The organism is Pseudomonas sp. GL-RE-26 (genome assembly GCF_019956275.1).
GTDB classification, from domain to species: Bacteria; Pseudomonadota; Gammaproteobacteria; order Pseudomonadales; family Pseudomonadaceae; genus Aquipseudomonas; species Aquipseudomonas grandcourensis.
Genome location: NZ_JAHBDI010000010.1, coordinates 45,816 through 67,660 on the forward strand (window position 1 = coordinate 45,816; position 21,845 = coordinate 67,660).

Consider the following 21,845-nt stretch of genomic DNA (forward strand, 5'->3'; position numbering starts at 1 on the left):
AAGAGGATTCATCCCATGCTGCTTAAAGACAAAGTCGTGATGGTCTCGGGCGTTGGCCCCGGGCTGGGTATCAAACTGGCCCTGGAGGCCGCGCGTGAAGGGGCGCGGGCCGTGGCCATTGGCGCCCGCGACATGGGCCGCCTACTTGAGGCGCAGCAGCGCATCAAGGCGGTCGCCGGGCATTGCGAGGTGCTGTGCGTGGCCACCGACATCACCGATGTGCAGGCCTGCAATCGTTTCGCCGAAGCCACCCTCGAGCAATTCGGCCGTATCGATGCGCTGATCAACAGCGCCTTTTCCCATGGCGGTTTCCAGGCGGTGGACGAGGCGGACAACGACCCGCTGCGCGAGGCGCTGGAGGTCAACCTGCTGGGTTCGCTGAACATGAGCCGCGCGGTGCTGGCGACAATGCGCGCGCAGGGCGCGGGGGCAATCGTGATGATCAACACCTTGGGCGTGCGCAAGCCGTATCAGGGTGGGGCGGCCTATGCCGCGTCGAAAAGCGCCCTGGCGGCCAGCGTGCGCTACCTGGCCAGTGAGCAGGCGGCCCACGGTCTGCGGGTCAACGCTCTGGCCTGTGGCTGGATGTGGGGCGAGCCGGTGCAGGCTCTGGTACGCCAGACCGCTGCCGCCCGGGGTGTCAGCGAAGAGCAGGTGCGCGCCGAGTTCAGTGTCGGCATCCCCGGTGGGCGCATGCGCAGCGACGAGGAGTGCGCCCGCGCTGCGTTGTTTCTGGCATCGGACTACGCCAGTGCGATCAATGGTGCGCAGCTCGATGCCAACGGCGGCGAAGTCATGTACTGAGGAGCAGGGCAGATGAACACAATCGATCACTGCGCCTTCAACGGCGATGCCGACGGTCTGTGCGCCCTTCAGCAGTTGCGCCTGGCCGGCGAACTGAGCCCGCAGGTGCGACTGGTCAGTGGGGTCAAGCGCGACATCGAGCTGTTGCGCCGGGTCCAGGCCGGGCCCGGCGAGCGGGTCACGGTGCTGGACGTGGCCCACGAGCAGAATCGCGAGGCCACCCGGCGCCTGCTCGACGGCGGCGCCCGGGTACGCTATTTCGACCATCACTTTGCAGGTGAACTGCCTCGGCATCCGGCATTCGAGTGCTTCATCGACACGGCCGCCCAGGTGTGCACCAGCCTGCTGGTCAACACCTACCTGGACGGGGGGTATCACCGCTGGGCGGTGGCCGCCGCCTTTGGTGACGGCCTGACCGGCCCGGCCCGGGCGCTGGCGGTGCAGCATGGCCTGGCCAACGATGAGATGCAGGCCCTGGAGGAGCTGGGCCTGCTGCTCAACTACAACGCCTATGGCGACAGCCTGTCGGACCTGTACTTCGAGCCGCTGGCGCTGGCCGCCGAGCTGCTGCCTTACCACGACCCGCTGGACTTCATCCGCCACAGCACAAGCTTCACCACCCTGCGCATCGGCCACGCCGCCGACATGGCTGCTGCCACAGGCCTTGAACCCTGGCACGAGGGGCGGGGGGCGCAGCTGTACCGCCTGCCCGCGCAACCCTGGGCACGGCGGGTCAGTGGCGTGCTGGCCAACCAGCTGGCGGCCGGTGCGCCGCGCAAGGCGATCGGCTTGCTCAGCGCCAGGGCGGACGGTGACTGGGCGTTCAGTCTGCGGGTACCGGAAGAGGCCGGGCTGGCGGCGGATGCCTTCTGCCGGCAGTTTCCCACAGGGGGCGGACGCAAGCGTGCTGCCGGGATCAATCGCCTGGCCGACGCGCAATTGAAGGAAGTCGCCGCACGCCTGCTCGATTGCTATCGCTGAGCCAAGAGCAACGCCCCGAACGGATCGGTCGGGGTGTTGCTTGCCACCAAGCGTCAGCGGTGCAAGCGCCTGGACCGCTGGATCCAATATAGCTTGAACGCAGTCTTATATTCCATAAATGAAGTACAAAGTATTTTTATAGTGCGTTTTAATCTATTCAGTATTTTGAATCGATTGGAGCACTTGTCTGTGAACACTAAGGCGCTTTTACCTTTTGGCTTGGCATTACTGGCTACCTGCTCGACGGCTTTCGCGGGCGCCACGCTGGATCGCGTAACCAGCAGTGGGGAGCTGACCGGCGTTCTGATGGAAAGCTATCCGCCATTCTCCTTTCTCAATGAACAGAACCAACTGGACGGGTTTGACGTGGATGTCGCCAAGGCCGTTGCGCAACGGCTAGGGGTGAAGCTGAAGTTGCAGACACCGTCCTGGGATGTCATCGCTGCCGGACACTGGAACGGACGATATGACATCTGCGTCTGCTCGATGACCCCAAGCAAGGCACGGGCCGAAGTGTTCGACTTCCCGGTGGAGTACTACCAGTCACCGGCCGTGATCGTGGTGAATGCCAAAGACAAGGACATTGTCACGGGCAAGGATCTGTCAGGTAAAAAAGTCGGTGTGATCAGTGCGTCGACCTATGAAGCCTATTTGAACAAGGATCTGGTGATCGAGGGCGCCGAGGAAAAGCCGTTGAGCTATCCATTCGAAAGCGTCCAGGTCGCGCCATACGACAACGAAACGGTAGCCTTCCAGGATCTGGCCTTGGGCACGGGCGTGCGGCTGGATGCCATGGTCACCAACCTCATCACTGCGCGCGAACGCATCGCCCAGGATCCTCGCTTCAAAATTGCCGGCGACACGCTGTATGCGGAGCCCAACGTGGTAGCGATCGAAAAGGGTGATCCGCAATGGAATGCCAAAGTCACTGAGGTCGTCACCCAGCTCAAGGCCGACGGCACGTTAAGCAAGATTTCACAGAAGTGGATCGGTGCCGATATCAGCCAATGACAGCCCTTAATCCACACCCGGCCAAGGCGGCTGTCGCCGTCGAAACCGAGACGCGTCGTTTCAGCCAGCTATTTGGTTTTCGCACTCGCCTGTATTTGACCTGGGCAGTGCTGTTCGGCCTGTGCGTCATGTTTTTCATGAGCTTCGATCTGAAATTCTCGATCATTGTGCAGAAGTTGCCCAACCTGGTCGGCCTGCATTTGGGGCCTGACGGTTTCTTGCAAGGCGCCGCGCTGACGCTGTTCTTGTGCTTCTGCTCGATCTGGCTTTCGTTGCTCCTTGGCTTCGTGACGGCGCTGGCGCGCCTGTCTCGCAGTGCAGTGGCGTTCGGCATTGCCAGTTTCTATGCGTCCTTTTTTCGCGGTACTCCACTGCTGATCCAGATCCTGCTGATCTACCTGGGGCTGCCGCAGTTGGGTGTGGTTCCGGGCGCCATCAGCGCGGGGATCATTGCGCTGTCGCTCAATTACGGTGCCTACCTCAGCGAGATTTTTCGTGCCGGCATCATGGCTGTTGCACCCGGGCAGCGCGAAGCGGCGATGGCCCTGGGTCTGAAGCCTGCGGCAACGTTTCTGCATATTGTCCTGCCGCAAGCCATGCGCACGATCATTCCCCCGACAACCAGTCAGTTCATTTCAATGCTCAAGGACTCTTCGTTGATATCGGTGATGGGGGTCTGGGAAGTGATGTTCCTCGCGCAGTCGTACGGTCGCTCGTCCTACCGCTACATCGAAATGCTCACCACCGCAGCCGTTATCTATTGGCTCCTGTCCATTGGCCTGGAGTTGATACAGAACCGACTTGAACGCCACTACGGCAAAGGCTTCAAGCATCAGCGCTGACCCACCCGTTTAATGACTTTTTACAGGTACTACGATGTCCGATCCAAAACCTCTGTTGTTTGCGTTATACGAGCAAGCCAGTGTTGGCTGTGGCGGCGCACCGAGCCTCTGGACGCACCCGGCTGACGAGCGACTGACCATCAACTCCCTGGGCTATTGGTCGAACCTGGCACGCATCGCCGACCAGGCTCATCTCGACATGTTGTTTTTTGGTGATGTGCTGGGTTTCTACGATGTGTTTGGCGGTAATGCCGACGCGGCCATGAAGTGGGCGGTGGAAGCACCGGCCAACGATCCGTTGATGATCATTCCGGCATTGGCCGCCGTGACGGAAAACCTGGCCTTCGGCGTGACTGTCACCACCAGTTACGAGCATCCTTTTACCCATGCCCGGCGATTCAGCACGCTGGATCACCTGACCAATGGCCGGGTCGGCTGGAACATCGTCACCTCCTACCTGACCAGTGCCGCTCGCAACTTCGGTCTGGAGCAGATGATCAAGCACGATGATCGCTATGAACGCGCAGATGAATTTCTCGATGTGGTCTACAAGCTCTGGGAAGGCAGCTGGGCAAATGACGCCGTGGTGGCCGACAAGTCTCGCCAGGTCTATGCCAGGGGCGATCGCGTGCGACCGATCAATCATGTCGGCGAGCATTACCGGGTGGCCGGGCCGCATTTGACGTCCCCGTCACCGCAACGCACACCCTTGCTGATCCAGGCCGGTTGGTCAGGCCGTGGTCGCGAGTTCGCGGCCAAGCACGCCGAACTGATTTTCATCGCCAAGTCCAACCCGCTGGAGATTCGCCAGGGACTGGAAGATATATGGGCGCAGGCCAGGGCACGGGGGCGTCACGCAGAAGATGTTAAATCACTGACGGTACTTCGCATTGTCACGGCCAGGACCGAGATCGAAGCCCAGCGCAAATATGACGAACTGCAAAGCAACTATCACTTGCAGGCGCAGTTGGTGAGTTATGCAGGTGATACCGGTATCGACATCAGCCGCTACGCGGACAGCGACGCGTTGTCCACTCACACCGAAGGCATGACCTCTTATGTGATGCGGCCTGATGGCAGTGGCAAGCCCTTGACCGCCGGCGATGTCAAACAGCGCTTTGCCAACGTCACCCGGGGCAGTGATCTGATTCTGGTGGGAACGCCGCAACAAGTGGCCGACCGGATCGAAGAGCACGCCCGTATTTCCGGCACCAGCGGCTACATGCTCAACCCGCTGATCAGCCCGGGCAGCCTTGAGGACTTCGTTGAGTTGGTCATTCCTGAACTGCAAAAGCGCGGCTTGTATCGCGCTCGGCCACAGAGCGGTACCTTCCGTTCGCGGTTACGGGACGATGGCGCGAACCATTTACCGGATTCGGCTTACGGCGCCTCGTTCCGCTTTGATAAAGGTTTTTAGGACGGGACAGTCTTGAAAAAGGGGGCTCTCCACGGGCCCCTTTTGTGAGCAAATGTCCTGATCAGAAGTATTTGAGCCAGCTGATATCGCGACGGCGTGCCTTCAATGCCGCGAACCAGCGCACGGGTAAATACAGGGATAAAGCCAAGAGCACCGCCATCAGCCACACAGCCAAAATGCTGTCGAAACCGAAAAAACTCCCCTGGTTCAATCCGAACAACGCCACGCTGACCAGATACAGCGCCTTGAGTACGTAAAGGTGGAGCAAGTAGAAGAACATCGGCGCCGCGCCAAAGACTGCCAAAGCATTGACCCACTTGCGTTGTCGGGCCCGTTCCAGGGTACGAAGCAGTAACAGGCCCACTCCCAGCGTCAGCGAAAGGAACAGCAGGGAAGGTGGGTATTTTGTAATGTTGAAGAAACTCATCAGGGTTTGCGTGAGGCCTTCATGGGCGACCCAATGCGCCTCGCCATAACCATCGACGGCTCGCAGTGCGACAAATCCGACCAATGTCCCGACCCCTGTAAATAGCAGAGTATGTTGACGCTTCGCGGCCAAAACCTGGCCGGCAAACCAGGGGCCGATACTGTATCCAAGGGCGATCACACCGATCCACGGCAGTACAGGATAAGAGGTACGCAGACGCAAGCCGTCGGAGAATTCGATCCAGCCGCGATCATGCAGAATCGCCCAAGGTATATGCATGGGCGAGCCTGTCGCGAAGTGAACATTATCCAACAGGTTGTGCCCGGCCACGATCACCAGGCCCAGGCAGCACAGAACGGGCCTGGGTAACCAAACCAGTCCGGCCAGGGCAATCATGCAGATGCCAATGGCCCAGATCACTTGCATGTAGATTGCCGTAGGCGGGAACTGAAAGGTCCAGGCGAAATTCACCAGGGTGAACTCCAGCAGTACCAGGAACAGACCGCGCTTGAACAAAAAGGCTGACACATCGCCCTTGCCCTGGTGCTTTTGGCCATACAGGTAAGCGGACAGTCCGGTGAGCAGTATGAAGACCGGCGCACACAAATGGGCAAGTGTGCGGCTGAAAAATAGCGCCGGCTCAGTGGATTCGATGTCCATCGGGTCTGTTACCTGACGGTGCAAAAAGAACGTTTCGCGCACGTGATCCAACAGCATCAGGAGGATTACCAATCCCCTCAGGGCATCAATGGACAGCAGGCGTTGGTTCAAGCTTGTGATGGGCGGGATGTGGGTAGAAGTTGTCATCGAATGTCGCAAGCAGGGAGTGGATGGCTCTGCCAGTGGCGACTGACAGCTTATAGTTTTATAGGGTATAACATAACATCTATGCCTGCTTCGTGGGCATTCGCATGGGGTGGCTAATTCGGTGTCATCGGCACTTCGAGGGGGACGGCGTTTGCATATTGCCTTCAACGCCGACGAGGAGGGCGCAAGCGGGGCGCTCGTATCTCGTCGACGTTTTTAAGCTGCTGGGCATCGCACTAGCGACGATAGTAGCGGCGATCGTCCTCGTATCGGTACCGCATGGCCCGATCCTGATGGCGTTCCCAATCACGATGGCGTTCTGCTTCTCGGCGGGCTTGTTCTCTGCGCCAGTTATCTCTATGCCAGTCGTCTCGGCGCCAATCGTCTCTACGAGAGTGCCAGCGGCCGTCATGCCAGTATCGGTCTTCATGGGCAAGCAACGGCCCTGGCTGCTTGTCGGCCATACTGGCCAAGGTCGGCCAAGGGTTGGCGGCAGCCTGGACCGGAGACTGAACTGCTGTGACTTCAGGTGCCAAAACAGGGGTTGAGGTCTTCATCTGTGTAGCTGATGCCGAGCCCACTGCCGCGAACGCGAACAGGCCGAAGAGCACCATCCGTGGGTCATGGAATTTCATGCGCGAAGACAACCTCTGATTGATATTTGGACGTGTGGCCATCCGGCTGCGGGAAGCTTGCGGGTTCGCGCTTAACGATCGGATGTGCCTATCCACATAGACCGATAAACAGGAAAAAGTTCTAGGGGGTCGCTGTTTAAATAGCCTACGACATAAGGGGGCGGCCCCTTTGAGGATTGCTATCTCGATGTCCGCTCATGGCTGATTGCTGCCTGTCACGACCGGTTGAATCCACTACCCATAGCAGTCAATCACCCAAGGCGCTACGCTCGCAGGCACGCTCCTTCAGGTACTGACAATTACGACATGAAACGCATACTTGATCGTTTACGCGGCTGGGCCAGAAAGCTAAAACGGCAAACCATGGTTCTCTGGTTTTGCTATCAGCATCCGCAGACACCCTGGTTACCCAAATGGATTTCGGTTTTTGTCGTGGCGTATGCGCTGAGTCCAATCGACCTCATTCCTGATTTCATTCCTGTGCTTGGATACTTGGACGACGTGATCATCTTGCCGCTTGGCATTCTGCTCGCTATTCGCTTGATGCCTGTGCAGGTGCTCGAGGAGTGTCAGGTCAAAGCGAGTGAGTGGGAGAAAAGCCAAGTGAGGCCGCCAGCGAACAGGTTTGCTGCGGTAATCGTTGTATTTGTTTGGTTCGTTGCTGCGGGGATTTTGGGGGCTTACTTTCTTTGAATAGAAGTCGCGTCCCCATGACCGCTTCTGGCCGATTGGTGCCTATCGCGAAGGGTCACAAACGCCTCATTGCAGAGAATTGCCTTCGCAACAATTAGCCAAATGACGATCACAGTCACTAATGTAGAAAGCCCAGCGCTAGGCTGGGCTTCGGTTGGCGAGTTTCCTCACATCTGCGGAGGCCAGTTATGTGATTCACTTTGGCACTCCTTGCACCAAGCGTAGAGCGCGTCATACATGATCAGACCGTGTGCCAGCATTTCATGGTCGTCGGCAAAGCACCGCGATAACCCTAGTGAAATCGCGTACAGCCCAGCCGATTGTGGGGTCATCTCCAGGTGTGAGGTGTCAGCGCCACGCACGATCTTGGCCAGATAGTGCAAGGCTGGTTCACTGAGTTGGTACTTTTTCAGGAACGCATCGAAACTGCACAATTCGCCCAAATGAGTCAGCTCTACGCCGGGAATGTCGTAGGGTGCAGCGTCTTTCTCCGCTGCAACCCGCAGCACATCAGCGCTGGGCACGTATAGAAACTCGGGCTGTGGATCTATGAAACGGGTGATTAACCAAGGACAGGCAATACGGTCAATCTTGGGTCGTTCACGGGTAACCCACCTCATGAGACACCTCCTGCCTAATTCAGTAGGCTGGGTAATCAGGCGAGCCCAATGCCCGCCAGAGATTGCTAATCAACGGGTGTTTTCTAGCGCAGTAGATACACTGCCAAGCCGACGAGCGCACAGCCCATCAATACCTGGATGACGCCCCTCTTGAAGCGAAACAGGGCAACCGCGGCGGCAATCGCGATCAACGCTGAAGGCCAGTTGAGGTTACCGCTGAAGCCCTTTGGCCAAAGCACGTGATAGCCGAAGAAACACGCCAGATTGAGGATCACGCCAACCACTGCGGCGGTTATGGCGGTAAGCGGTGCCGTGAATTTGAGTTCGTTGTGGGTCGACTCTACCAGCGGGCCACCCGCGAGGATGAACAGGAACGAAGGCAGGAAGGTGAACCATGTCACCAAGGCTGCCGCGATAGCGCCAGCCAGAAACAACTGATCGGCCCCGAAAACTTGCGAGACATAGGCTCCGACAAAACCCACGAAGGCCACCACCATGATTAGCGGCCCAGGTGTGGTTTCCCCCAGAGCCAAGCCGTCAATCATCTGAGTCGGGGTTAGCCAACCATATTGACCTACCGCGCCTTGGTAGACATACGGGAGCACAGCGTAGGCTCCACCAAAGGTCAGCAACGCCGCCTTGGTAAAGAACCAGCCCATCTGGGTCAAGGTGCCTTCCCAGCCAAAGAGGGCGGTCAGTATTCCCATCGGCAATGCCCATAACGCCAAGCCGATCAGAGCGAGCAACGTCAGTTTCAACCAACTGAACCGGGCATGCTCAGGGGACGGCGTGTCGTCATCGATCAAGGCTGGGCCAAAGGACTTTTTCGTAGCGCTGTGGCCCCCCGCTCTGAACTTCTCGGGCGCCAGACGTCCGCCGACATAACCGATCAATGCAGCTCCCAGCACAATCAATGGGAACGGCACATTGAACGTGAAGATCGCGGTAAACGACGCCGCCGCTATCACCCACAGCCAATTATTTTTCAGCGCCCGTGAGCCGATCCTATGGGCCGCCTGCACGACGATGGCTGTTACGGCGGGCTTGATCCCATAGAAGAGCCCTGCCACCACAGGCACTTCACCGAAGGCGATGTACATCCACGACAGAGCGATCAGGATGAACAATGAGGGCAGGACAAACAGTCCCCCCGCAATCACTCCACCCCAGGTTCTATGCATCAGCCAACCGATGTAGGTTGCCAATTGCTGGGCCTCCGGCCCAGGCAGCAACATGCAGTAATTGAGGGCATGCAGGAAGCGACGCTCGGAGATCCAGCGCCGCCGCTCTACCAGTTCCTGGTGCATGATCGAAATTTGTCCCGCTGGCCCACCGAAGCTAATAAAGCCGAGCTTAAGCCAGAACCAGAATGCCTCACGCAAACTGATCGGTTCAGGTTTCGACAGATCCACTTCAATCGTTGATGCCGAAACCTTATTCATTAGGTTGTTCCTCTTTCACGAATCCGGCGAGCAGGCCGTCGAAGATGGCGCTTGCAGCTGTCAGCAAATGGTCGTCGTGGGTAATGGTTTCACGTAGTCCTGCCAGCACGCGTTCGATGCCGGCAGCCTCTACCGGCTGAATGCCTCCGACATCGAGGTAATGCACCAAAGCCGCAATGCGGTTCAGGCCGGACTCTTGAAGCTCAAAACTGGCTTGCAAGGTTTCGAAGCTCACGCGGTTACCGGCATGGCTGAAAGCGGCGTCATCGAAGTCGAAGCCCAACACATCGGCCGGACAGTCCTGTGGAGTGTCCAACCAGAGGATCTGAGCGTCAGGGTCAATGAAGCGACGGATTAACCAGGCACAGGCCAGGCGGTCAACCCAAGGACGCTTGCGGGTTGCCCAAACACGCCCCTGAAAATCGCCACGATTGAGTGCTGTTATGGGGTGGTTACGGCTGTGTGGTTCGTCAGGAGACAAGGCTCTGCTGACGGCAATTTCAAGTGCTTGCAAGGCGACGTCAATCTGCTGCTTCGGCTTACCTGGGAAGTAATCGATGTTGGTCAACTGGTCGTAGGTTTTGCGCAATTTGCGAACCTGTTTCGTGGTGGCCAATGCGTTTTCAGGATTGAGCCGTCCACGGCATTCTTCGATCTCTGCGTTTAGTTTGCTGTAGTCATCGCTACGGTCGAACAACTCGACAAAACGCTCACCGTTAGGATCTATGACAGGCAGGATAAATACGGTCCCGTTGATGGCCAGGATGTCGCGCTCGACAACTGCGAGCGCTTCACGACAGACACTGGTATCGGGCAACAGATAGGCGCCATCACGCAGAACCGCCGCACCAGCAGCTTTCAGAGCACGCCAGGCTCGCATGCGTTCGGTGGCATTCGCTGTGGGTAAGCCGAGAATCAGTGCCAGCCAGGTTTTCATGTAGAGATCGCTATTTATTTTGTAGTAAAAGCTACATTACCCCTGATCTTAGTGTTTGAAAACCCGTCTTTCAGAAACAGGATTTCTGCGAGGCTAGCTGGAGGGGGGAGCTATGAGTGCAAGCAGCATCAATTGATGCGTTCTGATGCAAACCGTGTCAGAAAGGCGTTTCTCATTCTTTAGACGGCAATAGTGAATGGCCGATCACTGCCCGTCACCTTAAGTGATGCCTCTCATTTGCCATCACTGTGTCCACTGTCTGCCCCGATGACGTTTTCTGTCGAAGACGACTCTCCGGCAGATCGTCGATGGCACATTGCCGGCTGTGAGAGGCTGAGCTGTATCCGCCTAACCTGAGCGCCAGATATCGAACTGTAACGGCCCGAGGCTTGACGTCGGGACGGAGCGTTGATGTCGACCATCTATTGAATTGAGACGATCGTCCTGAGTGACGTCAATCATTTGTATCGGAATGATATGTATTTACTTACAAAAGATAATCGTTATTATTCGCGCCATAATTCACACAAGGGTGTCCATGGTGGCTCGATCGCGCATTTACCCAGCCTCTCTGTCGTTGCTGGGCGTTCTGGTTGTACCTGATTTACAGGCAGAAACGGGGTCTGCTCTGACTCTACCGGCAACCGCTGTGAACAGTGAGTACAACGAGCAGAGCTACATGTCGACCGAGAGCAGGAGCGCGCTGAAGATCGATGCTCCGCTACGGGATATCCCGCAAACCGTCAACGTGGTTCCCCAGAGCGTCATCAAGGATCAGGGGGCTCAGTCGATGGAAGACGTGCTGAAGAATGTCCCCGGTATCGGCCTGTCCAATGGGGACGGCCAGCGCGACCAGGTGACCATCCGTGGTTTCAGTGCCATTGGCGACATGTACATCGACGGCATTCGCGACGATGCGCTGTACTTCCGGGATCTGTCCAACGTCGAGCGGGTGGAAGTGATCAAGGGGCCGGCCGCAGTGCTCTATGGCCGAGGCTCTTCGGGGGGGCTGATCAACAGCATCAGCAAGACCCCCAACTTTGCACCCAGGCAGGAGGTCGGCGTCAGTGTCGACAGCGAGGGCAAAAAACGCACTCAGTTCGATGCCGGTTGGGCCGATCAGCAGCACGGCGATAAAGCCTTTCGTGTGACAGGTGCGCTGGAGAACAGCGACACCTTCCGGGACGACGGCTACATCGACCGCAAGGCCATCGCGCCTTCGGCCTACTTCAAGCTCTCGGATGATCTGGAACTGAACCTGGGCGCTAATTATCTGTATGACAAGCGCCTGATCGACTTCGGCATCCCGGCACGAGGCGACCGACCGGTCGATGTGGACCGTGACAAACGCTTTGGCGCCGCCGACCCGGATGATGACTACACCCGCAGCGAAGTGTTCTCGTTCACGGCAGGTGTCGACTACCGGATCAACGACGATTTCAGCCTGAGCAATACCAGTCGCTACTACCACTACGACCTGGATCGCAACAACACACTCGCTGACACCAGCCCGACACGTTTCGTCACCGCCCCCAATGGTGAACTGCTGGTAAAACTCAACCGCGGCAACGTGCAGCGCAAGGAAGACGGCTGGTTCAACCAGACCGAACTCAACCAGCGCGTCGTGCTTGCCGGGATGAACCATAACCTGCTCTATGGTGTGGAGCTGGGGCGCCAGGTGAAGGACCAGTCAAGTTTCAGCCAATCCAATGTGGCCAGGGTGCCGGTGTACCGCGATGCCCTGGTCGACGTGCCGTTCCAGGCCAACCGGCAAACCGCCAAGGGTACCAACACCCAGGACACCGCCGGCTTCTACATACAGGACCTGATCGAACTGGCGCCACAGTGGAAGGCACTAGTGGGAGTGCGTTACGACGTGTTCGACCAGGAGTACGCCGATGACCTGACGCATAGCGAGCTGTCGCGCACCGATACAACCTGGAGCCCGCGAGTCGGTCTGGTCTACCAGCCTGATCAAGTGCAGTCCTATTACGTCTCGGTGAGCCGTTCCTACCAACCTTCCGCCGAGATGTTCGCCCTGAGTACGACCAACCAGGATCTTGAACCAGAGGAGACCACCAACTTCGAGATCGGCGGCAAGTGGGACCTGCTCGACAATCGCCTGGCGTTGACGGCGGCGCTGTTCCGCCTGGAACGCACCAATATGAAAACCAGCGATCCGGCGAACCCGACCAAACTGGTGCTTGCCGGTGAGCAGCGCACCGATGGCCTTGAGCTGACCGCCAGCGGGCAGTTGAGTGACAAATGGCAGGTCTATGCCGGATACGCCTTTCTGGATGCCGAGATCACCAAGTCCAACAGCTTTACCAACGGTGTCGCCAACGAAGGCCAGGTACCCACCTTGACGCCGCGCCACAGCGCCAACCTGTGGTTGGTGCGTTCGCTGACGCAAACCTGGCGAGTGGGCATGGGGGCCAACTATGTCGATGATCGCTATACCGCGCTGGATAACAATGTGGTCATGCCGGCTTATACAACCGTGGACGCCGCGCTGCTGTACAACGAGCCGAAATGGGACATGGCCCTGCGTCTGCGCAACGTTTTCGACAAGGACTATTACGCTTCGGCGCATGGTTCGGTGGATCTGATCACGCCCGGTGCCCCACGGACGCTGGAGCTGAGCACCAACTATCGCTTCTGAGTACAGACCTGAAGAACAGGCGCCCGGCATAGTCGGGCGTTCATAGGAGCGCTTTCAAAAAGCGCTGTTCATGATCAGGATCCGGCAACAGGCAGGTGTCGTACTTCCCGAAGAGCCGATAACGATTAAGCGCAATGCGGTCGTATGCCCAATCTCGAAGTTTGCGAGGGAAGATGCGCAGCAGATTCACCGGGCGCCAGCGTGCGGGAAACTGGGCGATGACTTCGAAAAAAGCTTGCGAACGCTCCCAGTAGTGTCGGTCGCGGATCACCGCCATGGTGTGGAATTGATCCATGGGCAAACCTGCCCACGCGAGTAGAGCCTGCCCCTCGGGTGACTGAACCGCCGCCAGCCGCAGGCGCCGCTGGCGGTCATGGCGAATCAGGAACCTCACCCAGCCATTGCACAGCTTGCAGACACCGTCGAACAAGACCACCGTCTCTCCTGGTTTGAGCAGGGGCGCGGGTGAGGGGCGGATTTGCGAGGCTGGCATTCGAGGCTTGAGGCCGAACATTTCAGTTAGCCGAGGGGCGCGCTAAACAGATCAGCTTTTGGCGCGATCGGTCGCCTTGGCTTTGCTTTGAGCGACAGTGGCTTCAGCCTTCTGCTTCTGGGCTACCTGGTAGGTTTCCATCGAGACTTTGCGGGCCGCCTCCATGCGTGCGAGGGTCCGGTCACCGCCACCTGTGGCCATCGCCAGGGAAGAGGCGGTCAGAGTGGCGATTACGAAGAGGGCTTTCATGGATTTCATTTGGGTATCCTCAAGTGACATTTTGTAAACAGCTAACAGCGGGTTTGATTGGCTAAAGCTGAACGTCCTTGTTCATCCTGGACTCACCATCCAGCCAGGGCGGCGTTTCCTGTTGACCAGGTGCCTTGCTCCTTACGCGCTTCGGCGTCTCTGTTCTTTGCAAAGGCAGTGAGCAGTACCATCGCCGCGAATCCACCGACGATGAGTACCGGATAGGCTGCCAGCAACTCCACCAGCGAGTACTTCCAGGCCAGCGGACGACCAACCCCCAGCATGGCGGCATAGAACCACGACACGCCAGAGAGGGCGCCGGAGAACAGCGCCAGCATGCGCAGGTTGAAGGAAAGCTTGAGTAACGAACCGGCTTTTTTCAGCGCCGGCAATACAGCGCTATGCAACAGGAAGCCGTTAAAGGTCAACAGCACAACGATGCCGATTTTGGCTTGCAATTTTGGATTGAGGAAATACTCCATCCCCTTGCCGGCATAATCGATCCCGACAATGCCAATGCCCGTAATCCAAAGCGCTACCAGTGCAAGCGATACGGTTTTTTGAAGGCTTTCCATGTGCGCGTCATCTTGGTGACTTGACGCATCCCCCTTCAGGAGTTGCTTGACCATTGCAACGTCACTGGTCAAGACCAGCCCGATTGCCACACAGCAGGCGATAAGATGAAAATATACAACGCCCAAACGAACATATTCCACGGTGGACGAAGAGAACATACTAAGTTCCATGGTTACCTCTTGGATTCAGTGAATCAATAGTGCTCTCGGCACGGCTTAATTGGAGTTTGCCGTTGCTGGTTGCAATCAAGATTCAGCAATTATTATCAATTAATCTAGCGACAGTACGCCGCCAAGATAACGGTGAGTTTCTCGAATGAGCTTTTAGTCATTCGATAATGTCCATTTTCAGGTAACAAAAAACATCATCGGCACTGGGTGCATATGAGGTTTAACTTCCGCTTCTGGGGTGGGCAGACAAGGCCCGGAACTCTATCGGCGAGTGGATCAGACAATACTGGCGGGATTGGCCGAGCTTCCGCCCCATTCGAGGAAACGGATCTTGTGAACCTCGCCCTCGCTGTCCAGGTAGACCACAGTCACCGGTACTACGCCGGTCTTGTCGGATGTATCGGTGCGCTGCAGTACTTGTTTCACATCGATTTCCATTCCGTAGTGGTAATCGACGGCCGAGACATGCGCACCGGGCTCTTGCAGGCCGTTCTGGTCGAAGACGCTTGGTGCGAGACTGGAAATCACGGCACTTACTACTGTGGCCATGTTCATTAGGCTGTACCTCTGCTGAAGTTCGCTTGACGGGGACCTAATGTGACATGTCTTGGAAGTGAAGTTCACTTTACCGCGACGAACGTGCCCGTTTGAAAAGCCTGTAGTGGCTGCAAACTCCCGGCAATTCCCCGCGCTTGACGCCTTTTGACCATTCGTCCTTTAAACCCCGTATTTGTTGGCAAAAGTCCGTTTTTTTAGGGAGGTCATGACATGTCATGACGGATTTTCACGCAAGGTGAAGCAGTGCCATCCGGGTCAGTCGAGTGGCAGCGATATCATTAATTTCGTTCCTTTGTCCGGTGCGCTGTCGATCGTGAATTCCCCTCCCAGCATGCTGATGCGTTCCTTCATTCCCACCAGCCCGAACGAGTTCAATTTTTTGCGATCCGTCATGCCTACGCCGTTGTCTTTGATCTGCAGGTAAAGCCGGCGACTCTCCCTGGAAAGTTCGATATGCACCTGTGTCGCTTGCGCGTGCCGGGCAATATTCGACAGCGATTCCTGCACGATGCGGAATAGAGTCGTGGCGGATTTTTCATTCAGATCGCAACGGAAATTTTCGTCTTTCGCCGACATCGTGCAATCGATCGCGTTGCGCTGCCGGAACTCTTCAAGTTGCCACTCGATCGCTGCCTGCAATCCCAGATCGAGTACGGGTGGCCGGAGATCATTGATGATACTGCGGACACTGCGGATGGCTGTATCGAGTTGATTCAGAGCATCGCTGACCTTTTCGTTGAGCTTGGGGTGCAGGGTACTGGTGCGCGTCTGCAACATGGAGACATCGATTCGCAACGCCAGCAGACTCTGTCCCAGCTCGTCATGGATGTCGCGAGCGATCCGCTTTCGCTCTTCTTCCTTTATGTGCTCTTGATAGGAGGCCAGTTCACGCAACTGCAGCTTCGATTGCAGCAATTCTTCGGCCTGCATCGTCAGTTTGCGCTGCAAGTAGAACAGGTCGACAAAGACCCGGATCTTGGCGTGAAGAACCTCGGCCACAATCGGCGAGAAGATGTAATCCACTGCGCCGGACGTATAACCGCGGAAACGCTCGGAATCCGTGTCGGCCTCCGCTGTGACGAAGATAATGGGCGTGTGGGCCGACTTCGGGCGGCCGTGAATGAGTGCAGCGGTTTCAAAACCGTCCATCACCGGCATTTTTACGTCGAGCAGAATGACGGCGAAGTCGCGCTGCAATAGCAGGCGCAGCGCCTCGCGCCCGGACGTCGCCGTGGCAATATCGAGGCCCATGTCGGCAATCACCGCAGCGAGCGCCGTAAGCTTGGCGGGATTGTCATCCACCAGCAGCACGGATGCCGGCACGCCATCAGGCGGGAGCGGGTGCCGCACCTGGGCGCTCTCATTGAATACCGGAGGTTCCTGCTGCATGTTTATGCCACTTCTGTTTGCGCTAGCGCCTCTTGGCGTTACGGCAACACCGGTAACATCGAGCCGGCCTTGCGCACCTTGCCACCTTTGCTGTCGCGCAATGAGCGCGATACAGCGTCATCGATAGAGCCATTTGCGCATCAGTGACAGCAGTTGGTCGGTATCCACCGGCTTGCTGACATAATCCGAGGCTCCTGCCTCGATGCACTTTTCACGGTCACCCATCATCGCCTTGGCCGTCAGCGCAATCATGGGCAGGGTTTCAAATCTCTTGAATGTACGGATCTGGCGCATGGTTTCAAAGCCATCCATCTCGGGCATCATGATGTCCATCAGCACGATGTCGGTATCGGGCTGCTGCTGCAGCAGTTCTATGGCGGTTCGGCCGTTTTCGGCTGTGGCCACCAGCATTTTGTTGCACTCAAGCACGCTGGTCAGGGCAAAGATATTGCGCACGTCATCGTCGACCACCAGGGCCTTTTTACCCTCCAGACTATCCGAACCCTCATAGAGTTTTTCCAGCATTCTGCGCTGGGTCTGCGGCAGCCTGGCTACGACACGGTGTAGAAACAGCGCGGTTTCGTCGAGTATGCGCTCGGGGGACTCAACGGCCTTGATGACGCCCTTGCCGAGCAGTGTCCTGAAACGCTCGTGTTCCGGCTTGCTCAGTGTCTCTGCACCATAGGCGACGATCGGCAATTCACGCAGAGCATGGTCTTCCTGCAGTGCCTCGAGAAAGCTGATGCCGGATGCGTCGGGCAGGTTGAGATTGATTGCCATGCAGTCGTAGCGTTTCTTTGCCAGTTTCTTCAAGGCTTCCACGTCGCTGGCGGTCGTTTCGATCTTCACGTCGGTGTTGCCGAGCAGATCGAGGATGCGGGCGCGGCTCCCATCGTTGCCGTCGACGAGCAGCAGGCTTCTGGTCTTGCGCCGAGCGAATGCCACGATGCCGACCAGCGCATTTTGAATCTCCTCGGCTGTGACCGGCTTGAGCAGATAGTCGAAAGCACCATAGCGCAGCCCGCGTGTGTGGTCGTCAGCGGTCGAGATGATCTGGACCGGGATGTGACGCGTGGCGAAATTGCGCTTCAACTGTTCGAGCAGTGACCAGCCATCGATGTCCGTCAGGCCCGGGTCCAGGGTGATCGCGGCGGGTTTGAAGCGCTCGACCAGCTCCAGTGCATCCGCGCCACGGGTCGTGACGATAGCCCTGAACCCCTTCTGGTGCGCGGCCTCGAGCAGAATGCTGGCGAATCGGGCGTCGCCCTCGAGCATCAGCAGCACTTGGTCCCCGGGTTGGACAGACTCGCGGTCGTCCGGTATCTGAACAGACGGGCTCGACATGAGATCGCGCCTGACTTGCCCTGGCACTGCCTCTGTCGTTGATTCGTCTAGCGTCTGACGCTGGGTATCCTGTGTACGCAAGGGCACGTACAGCGCGAAAGTACTGCCCTTGCCGATCTCACCGGGGATCAGCCGCAGCTCACCGCCCAACCGGTGTGCGAGCTCGCGGCTGATCGACAGGCCTAGGCCGGTGCCGCCGTATTTTCGTGAGGTTCCGGTGTCTCCTTGCTGGAACGCTTCGAAGATGAGCTTCTGCTTGCCGGCAGATACGCCAATGCCGGTGTCGGTGACCACGAAGGCGACCACCGCATCGGCACGATTGAGTTCGCTGTTATCCACGCTCCACCCGGACACAGCGGGTTCGATGCTGATCTTGACGCTGCCTTGCTCAGTGAACTTGAAGGCGTTGGACAGCAGGTTCTTGACCACCTGCAGCAGGCGCTTTTCGTCGGTCCGGATGACGGGGGGCAGGGCAGGCGCCAGTTCAATCGTGAAGGTGAGGCCCCGGCTTTCGGCGACCGGCCGGAAGGTGCGTTCGATCTGGTCGTGCAGATCGGCGAACAGTGCTTCATTCAGATCCAGTGTGACCGTGCCCGACTCGATCTTGGACAGATAGAGAATCTCGTCGATCAGCTCCAGCAGGTCTTTGCCCGCGCTACGGATGGTCTTGGCATATTCGACCTGCCTGGGCGTGAGATTGTGTTCCGCGTTGTCGCTGAGCTGCCGGGCCAGGATCAGCAAGCTGTTCAATGGCGTTCTGAGCTCATGGGACATGCTGGAGAGGAATTCGGACTTGTACTTCGAGGTCAGCATCAGCTGCTCCGCCTTCTCCTCCAGCGACAGCTTGGTGATTTCGACTTCGCGGTTCTTGCGCTCGACTTCGGCTTTCTGCTCCGCCAGCAGTCCAGCCTTGTCCCCCAGTTCCTCGTTGGTCTGTCTCAATTCTTCTTGTTGCTTTTGCAACTCCTGCGCCAGGGATTGCGACTGCTTGAGCAGTTCTTCGGTACGCATATTGGCTTCGATTGTGTTGAGCACGATACCAATCGATTCAGCAAGCTGATCAAGGAAGGTTTGATGAATGATGCTGTAGCGCGTGAACGACGCCATTTCGACGACGGCCTTGACCTTGTTCTCGAACAGGATCGGCAACACGATGATATTCAGCGGGGCGGCCGCACCCAGTCCCGATGAAATCGCGACGTAATTGGCGGGTACATCGGTCAGCAGGATGCGCCGCTTCTCGTAGGCGCATTGCCCGACCAGGCCCTCGCCGAGCCGCCACTCATCGTTCACATTGATGTTGCCCTTGTACGCATAAGCGGACAGCAGTTTGAGTTTCGCAGGATCGGGCGGGTTCTCGTTCATCATGTAGAACACACCGTGCTGGGCGTTGATCAGCGGAGCCAGTTCAGACAGCACCATCTTGGAGACTGCCGCCAGATCGCGCTGGCCCTGCAGCAGACGGTTGAATTTCGCGAGATTGCTCTTGAGCCAGTCCTGCTCCGCGTTTTGCCGCGTGGTTTCCCGCAGGTTGCGGATCATCTCGTTGACGTTGTCCTTCAACTCCGCCACTTCACCCTTTGCTTCCACCTCCACGTAACGGGTCAGATCGCCCTTGGTCACGGCAGTCGCCACGTCGGCAATTGCGCGCACCTGATTGGTCAGGTTGGCCGCCAGACCGTTCACGTTGTCGGTCAGATCGCGCCAGGTGCCGGCCGCACCCGGCACGTTGGCCTGGCCCCCCAGCTTGCCCTCGACGCCCACTTCACGCGCCACCGAGGTCACCTGATCGGAGAACAGCGCCAGCGTATCGGTCATACCGTTGATGGTGTCGGCCAGTTCGGCGATCTCGCCCTTGGCTTCCAGTGTCAGTTTCTTCTTCATGTCGCCGTTGGCTACTGCGGTCACCACTTTGGCGATGCCTCGCACCTGGCTGGTCAGGTTGGCCGCCATGAAGTTCACGTTTTCGGTCAAATCCCTCCAGGTGCCGGACACGCCTTGTACCTGTGCCTGTCCCCCGAGCTTGCCTTCGGTGCCGACTTCGCGCGCCACCCGCGTCACTTCGGCGGCAAAGCTATTGAGCTGGTCCAACATGGTGTTGATGGTGTTTTTCAGCTCCATGATTTCGCCCTTGGCTTCCACGGTAATCTTGCGCCCCAGGTCGCCTTTGGCCACCGCCGTCGTCACGTCGGCGATGTTGCGCACCTGATTGGTCAGGTTGGCCGCCATGCTGTTGACCGAGTCGGTCAAGTCTTTCCAGGTTCCACCGACGCCCGTCACCCTGGCCTGGCCACCGAGCTTGCCGTCAGTCCCCACTTCGCGAGCCATGCGCGTCACTTCGTCGGCAAAGGTCGAGAGCTGGTCCACCATTGTGTTGATGGTTTCCTTGAGCTGGAGAATTTCACCTTTCGCTTCGGCTGTGATCTTGCGTGACAGGTCGCCGTTGGCCACTGCCGTCGTCACGTCGGCAATGTTGCGCACCTGGGTGGTCAGGTTGGCCGCCATGCCGTTGACCGAATTGGTCAAGTCCTTCCAGGTACCGGACACGCCGGTCACTTCGGCCTGTCCGCCCAGTTTGCCTTCGGTACCGACTTCCAGCGCGACGCGTGTCACCTCCGAGGCGAAGCTGGAGAGCTGGTCCACCATCGTGTTGATAGTGTTTTTCAGTTCCAGAATTTCGCCCTTGGCTTCAACGGTAATTTTCTTGCCGAGGTCGCCGCGCGCCACCGCCGTCGTCACCTGTGCGAGGTTGCGCACCTGGGTGGTCAGGTTGGCCGCCATGCCGTTGACCGATTCGGTCAGGTCGCGCCAGGTGCCTGATACGCCGCGCACTTCCGCCTGACCGCCCAACTTGCCTTCGGTACCGACTTCCAGCGCCACGCGGGTCACCTCCGCAGCGAAGCTCGAGAGCTGGCCGACCATCGTGTTGATGGTGTTTTTCAACTCGAGAATCTCACCCCGGACTTCGACGGTAATCGTCTTGCCCAGATCGCCTTTGGCCACCGCGGTCGTCACGTAAGCGATGTTGCGCATCTGGGTGGTCAGATTGGCGGCCATGTCGTTGACGGAGTCGGTCAGGTCTTTCCAGGTGCCGGACACCCCTTTGACATTGGCCTGCCCACCGAGAATCCCTTCAGTGCCGACTTCACGCGCCACACGGGTGACCTCGGAAGCGAAGGAGCCCAGTCGAGTCACCATGGTATTCACGATACTGGCGGATTTGAGGAACTGGCCCCGCAGTTTCAGGCCGTCGAGTACCGGTGGTACCTGCTGGCTCAGATTACCGTCGGCAACCGAGCCGATAACGCGAATCATCTCGTTCATCGGGCTGATGAGGTCGCTGGTGAGCGCATTGCTCGAGTTGACGATCTTTTGCCATGAGCCTTTCATCATCGGCAATTGGATACGCTCATCGACCTTGCCCTGCTTGCCGATCAGTCGCGCCACCCGTTCGAATTCGGTGGCGGTGTCGGCCGCCATGTCGATGATCTCGTTGAGCGTGTCGGCGATCTTGCCCGGCATGCCGGTCCAGTCTTCCGGCATCCGCGTGGTGAAGTCACCATTGCGCAACGCCTTCAGCGCTGTGAGCAACGTCTTCATGTCGAAAACTTCGATCGGTGTCGTCACTGTGGCCATGTCTATGTCCAGTCAAGATGGATGCCACGCGCAAGGCGTCATGCAGGAGCCGGCATTGCAGTATTGACCATGCTGAAAACCGAGCGTTGGCTTACGAAATATTAGCAAGGTTGGCGCAATGCCCCGGATTCTGGGGAAATTGACCGGGAACA

General features: G+C 57.9%; 18 protein-coding genes. 7 read left to right on the forward strand and 11 right to left on the reverse strand.

The genetic code is table 11. The annotated features are described in order from the left end of the window. Positions 1 to 15: 15 nt before the first annotated feature. The 5 genes from KGB07_RS07120 (at position 16) to KGB07_RS07140 (ending at position 5,055) form a co-directional block, all read left to right on the forward strand. Positions 16 to 804: an SDR family oxidoreductase gene (locus tag KGB07_RS07120; RefSeq protein WP_046038304.1), complete on the forward strand. Its 789-nt coding sequence runs from the start codon at positions 16 to 18 to the stop codon at positions 802 to 804. Positions 805 to 816: 12 nt separating this feature from the next. After that, positions 817 to 1,785, forward strand: coding sequence for a DHH family phosphoesterase (locus tag KGB07_RS07125; RefSeq protein WP_046038303.1), 969 nt, complete (start codon positions 817 to 819; stop codon positions 1,783 to 1,785). Positions 1,786 to 1,974: 189 nt separating this feature from the next. Continuing rightward, positions 1,975 to 2,796 (forward strand): ABC transporter substrate-binding protein, encoded by an 822-nt coding sequence (locus KGB07_RS07130; protein WP_223465116.1) that lies wholly within the window; start codon positions 1,975 to 1,977, stop codon positions 2,794 to 2,796. After that, positions 2,793 to 3,638: an amino acid ABC transporter permease gene (locus KGB07_RS07135; protein WP_046038299.1), complete on the forward strand. Its 846-nt coding sequence runs from the start codon at positions 2,793 to 2,795 to the stop codon at positions 3,636 to 3,638. The genes KGB07_RS07130 and KGB07_RS07135 overlap by 4 nt, the downstream gene beginning before the upstream one ends. Before the next feature lie 34 nt (positions 3,639 to 3,672). Beyond that, entirely contained in the window at positions 3,673 to 5,055 is a 1,383-nt protein-coding gene (locus KGB07_RS07140; RefSeq protein WP_223465040.1) for an LLM class flavin-dependent oxidoreductase, read from the forward strand. 61 nt (positions 5,056 to 5,116) lie between these two features. On the opposite strand, the gene KGB07_RS07145 is transcribed toward KGB07_RS07140, so the two are convergent. After that, positions 5,117 to 6,289, reverse strand: coding sequence for a DUF1624 domain-containing protein (locus tag KGB07_RS07145; protein ID WP_046038294.1), 1,173 nt, complete (start codon positions 6,287 to 6,289; stop codon positions 5,117 to 5,119). A 236-nt stretch (positions 6,290 to 6,525) separates the two neighbouring features. After that, a complete protein-coding gene (locus tag KGB07_RS07150) occupies positions 6,526 to 6,924 on the reverse strand; it encodes a hypothetical protein (protein WP_080925272.1) in 399 nt (132 codons plus the stop codon). A gap of 306 nt (positions 6,925 to 7,230) precedes the next feature. On the opposite strand from KGB07_RS07150, the gene KGB07_RS07155 reads away from it, so the two are divergent. Further along, on the forward strand, positions 7,231 to 7,617 hold the full coding sequence (locus tag KGB07_RS07155) for a YkvA family protein (RefSeq protein WP_223465041.1): 387 nt from the start codon (positions 7,231 to 7,233) through the stop codon (positions 7,615 to 7,617). A 167-nt stretch (positions 7,618 to 7,784) separates the two neighbouring features. On the opposite strand, the gene KGB07_RS07160 is transcribed toward KGB07_RS07155, so the two are convergent. The 3 genes from KGB07_RS07160 to KGB07_RS07170 all read right to left on the reverse strand — a co-directional run bounded on the left by KGB07_RS07160 (position 7,785) and on the right by KGB07_RS07170 (position 10,616). After that, the gene (locus KGB07_RS07160; RefSeq protein ID WP_046038272.1) at positions 7,785 to 8,237 is read right to left on the reverse strand and encodes a chromate resistance protein ChrB domain-containing protein; all 453 of its coding nucleotides are present in this window, start codon (positions 8,235 to 8,237) and stop codon (positions 7,785 to 7,787) included. A gap of 83 nt (positions 8,238 to 8,320) precedes the next feature. Beyond that, positions 8,321 to 9,679, reverse strand: coding sequence for a chromate efflux transporter (gene chrA, locus KGB07_RS07165; RefSeq protein WP_046038271.1), 1,359 nt, complete (start codon positions 9,677 to 9,679; stop codon positions 8,321 to 8,323). Next, on the reverse strand, positions 9,672 to 10,616 hold the full coding sequence (locus KGB07_RS07170) for a chromate resistance protein ChrB domain-containing protein (RefSeq protein ID WP_223465042.1): 945 nt from the start codon (positions 10,614 to 10,616) through the stop codon (positions 9,672 to 9,674). Before KGB07_RS07170 ends, chrA begins: the two co-directional genes overlap by 8 nt. Positions 10,617 to 11,154: 538 nt before the next feature. Here KGB07_RS07170 and KGB07_RS07175 point away from each other — a divergent pair. Then, complete coding sequence (locus tag KGB07_RS07175) at positions 11,155 to 13,278, forward strand: TonB-dependent receptor (RefSeq protein ID WP_223465043.1); 2,124 nt, start codon at positions 11,155 to 11,157, stop codon at positions 13,276 to 13,278. Between the two features lie 40 nt (positions 13,279 to 13,318). Here the strand turns inward: KGB07_RS07175 and KGB07_RS07180 are convergent, their stop codons facing one another. The 6 genes from KGB07_RS07180 to KGB07_RS07205 form a co-directional block, all read right to left on the reverse strand. Then, positions 13,319 to 13,771, reverse strand: coding sequence for a thiol-disulfide oxidoreductase DCC family protein (locus tag KGB07_RS07180; protein WP_223465118.1), 453 nt, complete (start codon positions 13,769 to 13,771; stop codon positions 13,319 to 13,321). A 51-nt stretch (positions 13,772 to 13,822) separates the two neighbouring features. Further along, a complete protein-coding gene (locus KGB07_RS07185) occupies positions 13,823 to 14,029 on the reverse strand; it encodes a co-regulatory protein PtrA N-terminal domain-containing protein (RefSeq protein WP_223465044.1) in 207 nt (68 codons plus the stop codon). Positions 14,030 to 14,112: 83 nt separating this feature from the next. Continuing rightward, the gene (locus tag KGB07_RS07190; RefSeq protein ID WP_223465045.1) at positions 14,113 to 14,766 is read right to left on the reverse strand and encodes a hypothetical protein; all 654 of its coding nucleotides are present in this window, start codon (positions 14,764 to 14,766) and stop codon (positions 14,113 to 14,115) included. A gap of 276 nt (positions 14,767 to 15,042) precedes the next feature. After that, positions 15,043 to 15,321 carry a DUF2790 domain-containing protein gene (locus KGB07_RS07195; protein WP_046038262.1) on the reverse strand — a complete coding sequence of 93 codons (279 nt, stop codon included), beginning with the start codon at positions 15,319 to 15,321 and terminating at the stop codon, positions 15,043 to 15,045. Positions 15,322 to 15,579: 258 nt separating this feature from the next. Beyond that, entirely contained in the window at positions 15,580 to 16,713 is a 1,134-nt protein-coding gene (locus KGB07_RS07200) for a response regulator (protein ID WP_046038261.1), read from the reverse strand. Between the two features lie 117 nt (positions 16,714 to 16,830). Further along, positions 16,831 to 21,693 (reverse strand): HAMP domain-containing protein, encoded by a 4,863-nt coding sequence (locus tag KGB07_RS07205; RefSeq protein ID WP_223465048.1) that lies wholly within the window; start codon positions 21,691 to 21,693, stop codon positions 16,831 to 16,833. Between the last annotated feature and the right edge of the window lie 152 nt (positions 21,694 to 21,845).

Excerpts from the sequence above, each read along its gene's own strand:
- KGB07_RS07120 (WP_046038304.1), top strand. The coding sequence starts at position 16 with ATGCTGCTTAAAGACAAAGTCGTGATGGTCTCGGGCGTTGGCCCCGGG.
- KGB07_RS07125 (WP_046038303.1), top strand. The coding sequence starts at position 817 with ATGAACACAATCGATCACTGCGCCTTCAACGGCGATGCCGACGGTCTG.
- KGB07_RS07135 (WP_046038299.1), top strand. The coding sequence starts at position 2,793 with ATGACAGCCCTTAATCCACACCCGGCCAAGGCGGCTGTCGCCGTCGAA.
- KGB07_RS07140 (WP_223465040.1), top strand. The coding sequence starts at position 3,673 with ATGTCCGATCCAAAACCTCTGTTGTTTGCGTTATACGAGCAAGCCAGT.
- KGB07_RS07145 (WP_046038294.1), bottom strand. The coding sequence starts at position 6,289 with ATGACAACTTCTACCCACATCCCGCCCATCACAAGCTTGAACCAACGC.
- KGB07_RS07150 (WP_080925272.1), bottom strand. The coding sequence starts at position 6,924 with ATGAAATTCCATGACCCACGGATGGTGCTCTTCGGCCTGTTCGCGTTC.
- KGB07_RS07155 (WP_223465041.1), top strand. The coding sequence starts at position 7,231 with ATGAAACGCATACTTGATCGTTTACGCGGCTGGGCCAGAAAGCTAAAA.
- KGB07_RS07160 (WP_046038272.1), bottom strand. The coding sequence starts at position 8,237 with ATGAGGTGGGTTACCCGTGAACGACCCAAGATTGACCGTATTGCCTGT.
- chrA (WP_046038271.1), bottom strand. The coding sequence starts at position 9,679 with ATGAATAAGGTTTCGGCATCAACGATTGAAGTGGATCTGTCGAAACCT.
- KGB07_RS07170 (WP_223465042.1), bottom strand. The coding sequence starts at position 10,616 with ATGAAAACCTGGCTGGCACTGATTCTCGGCTTACCCACAGCGAATGCC.
- KGB07_RS07175 (WP_223465043.1), top strand. The coding sequence starts at position 11,155 with ATGGTGGCTCGATCGCGCATTTACCCAGCCTCTCTGTCGTTGCTGGGC.
- KGB07_RS07180 (WP_223465118.1), bottom strand. The coding sequence starts at position 13,771 with ATGCCAGCCTCGCAAATCCGCCCCTCACCCGCGCCCCTGCTCAAACCA.
- KGB07_RS07185 (WP_223465044.1), bottom strand. The coding sequence starts at position 14,029 with ATGAAATCCATGAAAGCCCTCTTCGTAATCGCCACTCTGACCGCCTCT.
- KGB07_RS07190 (WP_223465045.1), bottom strand. The coding sequence starts at position 14,766 with ATGGAACTTAGTATGTTCTCTTCGTCCACCGTGGAATATGTTCGTTTG.
- KGB07_RS07195 (WP_046038262.1), bottom strand. The coding sequence starts at position 15,321 with ATGAACATGGCCACAGTAGTAAGTGCCGTGATTTCCAGTCTCGCACCA.
- KGB07_RS07200 (WP_046038261.1), bottom strand. The coding sequence starts at position 16,713 with ATGCAGCAGGAACCTCCGGTATTCAATGAGAGCGCCCAGGTGCGGCAC.
- KGB07_RS07205 (WP_223465048.1), bottom strand. The coding sequence starts at position 21,693 with ATGGCCACAGTGACGACACCGATCGAAGTTTTCGACATGAAGACGTTG.